Here is a 4,298-nt window from a genome sequence, read left to right as displayed (position 1 = left end):
GGGGACGAGCATGGCGACGCCGGTCGTCTCTGGCGTGGCGGCGCTCACGCTCGAAGCGAACCCGTCGCTCGCAGGTGACCACGAGGCACTTCGCGCGGCGCTCTTGGACTCGGCCGCGCCGATGCCGAACGCCGGCACGACCGAGGTCGGAAACGGGATGGTCGACGCGTACAACGCGACGCGACTCGTCGAGCGCGATGCGACTCAGGAAGACGCGCGGACCGACGCAGCTCGGGCGCGCGACCTCGCCAACAAGGGCTACTCGGGGTCGTCGGCCGTGCGTCTCTGGATTGAACTGACGGGGGCGGCGGCCTGATGCCGACGCGCCGAGAGTACCTTCGGACGAGCGGGAAGGCGCTCGCAACCGGAGCGCTCGTTGGTGGCGTATTCTCGGTGGGTGCTGCGGCCGCGAATGCCATCGACGACGCAACGCCAGAACACGTGACGCGGACGTACGAACCGGACCTGTTGAACCGCTACAAGCCGCGGTTGGTGGTTCGAGACCTCGGCACGAACACGCCGACGGCGCTCTACTCGTTCGTGGCCCGGTCGACCGAGTTCAACGACACAGTCCTCGTCTATTGGGCGTCATACCCGTTCCAAGAGGGCGTTGCGCTCGGATACGACAGCCATTGGGGCGACCACGAACCCATCTACGTCCGCATCAACGAGGACCGCGACGAGATACTCGACGTGGCATTCTCAGCGTACCATTGGCTTCGGGGATGGAACCCATCGCCGCCGACGGTCCTCGGAGATACCGAGGGCGCGGTTCACCCGACGTTCCACGTGGTCAACCCGTGGCATCACTATTTTCTCACCACAGAGGAGGGCGTCGACGTCGACCTTGAGCACCTCTCAGATGCAGAGCTACAGGCGTGGCTCGACAACGGGTGGGACGAGGCGGTTCACCTCCCGTCGGTCACCCAACCGTGGGTCATGACCGGCGCGGACGGCCGAACCGACTGGTGGCTCGACACCGTCGGGTCGTTTTCATATGAGGCCGGGCTTCGGCGCTACGTCTATCCGCTCCTCTACGGGCCGGGGGAGGGCGTGTCGCTCGATGACCTGGATGTCGACTTCTAACTGAGACGGACGCAACCATGCACACACGCAGAGACTTCATCAGGGCTGCCGGCGGGGTTCTCGCCGGGTCGGTGGCCGCTCAAACAGTAGGGGCACAGACAGATGACGGGGGGTTATCGTTTCTCGACCGGCTACTCGGACTCTCGGCGGGCGACGAACTCTCAACGGTCAGGCAAGTCGCGGCACTCGCCGACGGGAAGGTGGACGGGACGATGGCGAAAGTAGGTTCGATGTTCGACGACGCATCGCCCGCCACACAACTCAACGAGATACAGGCGTTCTACAACGCTCGCGAGGCCGACTGGCTGGCGTACGTGAACGGACGTGTGAGCGCGGACCCACAGCGGTCCGTGCTTGAAATCACGTTCGAGCTTGATGGCGAAGAGGCGACGAAGTATCTCATCGCCGAGGTCGATGGCGGCCGGTACACGAAAACCCGCATCCAAGACACGACACGGCGCGAAACCGTCGTTCGGACCGTCGAAGACGGCGATGTGTATCACGTCCAACACGCCGATGGGACGATAGAAACGGTGGACTCGATGACCTACAGCGTCGACGACACACTCACACTTCGAGACGGTGCGGTCGCGATGGCTCGGGACGACCTCGTTGAATATTATCGAGAGTACGTCTCGGCGGACGTGAGCGCGTCGCGTGAATATCTTGTTCGGATGGTCGGGAAGTACGGTTCAGACGCTGAGACGACACTTGTGGAGGCATCAGCATGAGCGTGAACGTCAGTCGTGGCATCTGTCTGGTGGTCGCGCTCTTGCTCGTCACGTCGAGCGTGGGCGCGGTCACATCGTCTATCCATTCGACGGACAGCGAGTTCTCGTCGGGGACGCTTTCAGGGCTCCAAGTCGCGGGGTCGGGCGATGATGCAACCATAGAGTTCGCACCAGCTATCACGCACACTACAGACACGGACTTCCAAGACGGGACGCTCACAAGCGCGGAAATCGTCGGCTCGGGAGAGTCGGCATCCGTCGAAGCGAACTTCGGTGGCGAAGCATTCGCTGACGACTTCGAGGACCAGGACTTCTCCGAGTGGGACAACTCGTGGTCTATCACCAGTACCGAAGTCGTACAGGGGTCGTACGCGGCAGAGACCTCGTCGACGACGAACCTCAAAGCGACGTTTGCTGAAGCGACGCCCACGACGTGGGTCAGTTATCGGAAAGTCCCGTCGCCGGGAGATACGTACTGGTCGCGCGCCCGCTTGAGCGACACTGACATCATCCGTTACGAAATCACGTCGAGCGACGACTTTGTCTACTACGACGGTGGGTCGGCCGTGTCGAGCGGATACAGCCCGAATGGGAACTGGATAAAAATCATCGTCGAAGACATCGACTACTCGGCGAACACCTATGCCATTCGAGTCGTCGAGGTCAGCTCCGGAGACACGGTCGTGCAAGACAGCGGGCTCTCATTCCAATCGAGTGCGAGCGGGCTTGACATGGTGGAGATTGGTGGCCGCGGCGGTCAGCAGTATCTCGATGGCGTGTCGTTCGGAACCGGTTCCGGTGGCACTGCCCAGTACCTCTCTGGAAACCACACGGCAGACCTTTCGCAGCCACGTGGGTGGGTTGACCTTTCACTATCGGACGCTGAGGCAACCGTCGAATGGCAAGCGTGGGACAGCTCGGCAGGCAGTTGGAGCGTCGTCAACTCGACGACCTACACGACCGGTGGGAAGCACTACCTCGACATCTCAGACTCGTCAGCAACCACGTGGCGAACGAACGTCACGTTCAACGGCACCGGGGGGAGCCCGTCAGCGGCGCTCCACGCCGAGGGAATCGAGTCGGTGACTGGTGCGTCGTATCTGTCACAACCGCACCCAGTTGAGAACGCGACCTCGTTGTACCTCGCGGCCACGTTGGAGAACGCATCGCTCAACGCAACCGTCGAAGGCTACGATAGCTCTGCGTCGTCGTGGAAGTACGCAGGGTCGGTGACGCGGAACACGACGACGTTCGACACGTACAACGTGACGTCGGGGTACTCCGAGTACCGCACACGCATCACCGTCTCGAAGACTGACGCACCATCGTCGGTCGCAATCCACGCCGAGGGGGTCTCGGCCGGTGGAACGACTATCATCGAAGAGACAACGACCACGACCACGACGACGGTCACTGACCAGCAGACCCTCGTCGAAGCCCTCCGGCCGACGCAAGCAAACAAATCGCTCGTGACCGACCTGTTGAGCGCGCAGGTGGCCGGCCAACGTGGGAAAGTCGACCGCATCATCCACGAGATACTGGTCCGACTCGGCCTCGCACAGCGTGACGTGACGGCGGCGAAGGCCGCCACATCGGCAGAGGACTACTACAACAGCCGCTCGGACGAGTTCACGGCGTGGATGAACACGCAGTCGGCGGACTCGAACGTGAACCTCACAGAAACCGACACTGTGCAGGTCAACTTCACGGTGAACGGTGAGACCGAAACGCGGTACCTCATCGGCCTCGTCGACGGTGACCGCCTCGCGACGACGACCGTGGTGCGCTCGACGAACCGGACGGTCGACCACTCAGTCAACCTGACCGGGTTCGCGGCCGCGGACGCGACGAACCAACTCGAACGCATCTACGAGCAGTCAGTCCGAGACAACCAGCCGGTGACGCTCGCCCAACAAGAGGCGATGCGCGAGCGATACGGTCCGGACATCTCGACGACGCTCTGGAACACGACAGCGACGGACTCAGCGTCGGCATAGCGCCACAGAACAGCACGTGATTCTCCGATGAAACCAGACACAGAGACCATCAGGTATCAGGGAGGAGGCGTCCCGCCGCCGGGGCGGCGTCGAACTCCGAGCATCGGCTGCCAACTACTATTCTTCAACCAACCACATGAGATTCAAGAAATCGCTTAGCATCTTCGCGGCGCTGGCGCTCGTCATGTCCGTCTTCGCGGGCGGGGCGTTCGCGGCCACGCCGAGTATCGACACCACAAACGACGCAGACTCGACGACGACCTCCGACTGGACTGACGGCCACACGGTGGCTGGCTTCGAGGCCAACGCCTCGAACTACTCCTACGTTGAGGCCAGCTTCGACACCGCTCTGGACGGCAAGGCGAAGCTCGAAGTCCTCGACCCCGACACTGGCGACAAGGTCGCCGACATGGAGTCGGTCTACACCAACTCGTCGGCGCAGACGGTCAACGAAACCTCGTTCAACTACGCGTGGAACATCAGC

Annotated in this window: 5 protein-coding genes; all 5 read left to right on the top strand. The window is 62.3% G+C overall.

Translation table 11 applies throughout. The features are described 5' to 3' along the window. On the top strand, positions 1–316 hold a 316-nt coding region (locus C5C07_RS20295), incomplete at its 5' end, for a S8 family serine peptidase (RefSeq protein ID WP_147302076.1). Next, positions 316–1,086, top strand: a complete 771-nt coding sequence (locus C5C07_RS20290) for a hypothetical protein (protein WP_115806037.1) — start codon at positions 316–318, stop codon at positions 1,084–1,086. The genes C5C07_RS20295 and C5C07_RS20290, both read left to right, overlap by 1 nt. A gap of 17 nt (positions 1,087–1,103) precedes the next feature. Further along, entirely contained in the window at positions 1,104–1,817 is a 714-nt protein-coding gene (locus tag C5C07_RS20285; protein WP_115806036.1) for a hypothetical protein, read from the top strand. Then, a complete protein-coding gene (locus tag C5C07_RS20280) occupies positions 1,814–3,814 on the top strand; it encodes a hypothetical protein (RefSeq protein ID WP_115806035.1) in 2,001 nt (666 codons plus the stop codon). The genes C5C07_RS20285 and C5C07_RS20280 overlap by 4 nt, the downstream gene beginning before the upstream one ends. A 136-nt stretch (positions 3,815–3,950) precedes the next feature. Then, positions 3,951–4,298 (top strand): hypothetical protein (locus tag C5C07_RS20275; protein WP_147302074.1); only part of this gene is annotated, 348 nt, incomplete at its 3' end.

This window comes from Haloferax sp. Atlit-4N (assembly GCF_003383025.1).
Lineage (GTDB): Archaea > Halobacteriota > Halobacteria > Halobacteriales > Haloferacaceae > Haloferax > Haloferax gibbonsii.
This window is presented reverse-complemented; position numbering and strand designations above follow the sequence as displayed.

Coding starts and splice junctions, on each gene's coding strand:
- C5C07_RS20290 (WP_115806037.1), top strand. CDS start 316: ATGCCGACGCGCCGAGAGTACCTTCGGACGAGCGGGAAGGCGCTCGCA.
- C5C07_RS20285 (WP_115806036.1), top strand. CDS start 1,104: ATGCACACACGCAGAGACTTCATCAGGGCTGCCGGCGGGGTTCTCGCC.
- C5C07_RS20280 (WP_115806035.1), top strand. CDS start 1,814: ATGAGCGTGAACGTCAGTCGTGGCATCTGTCTGGTGGTCGCGCTCTTG.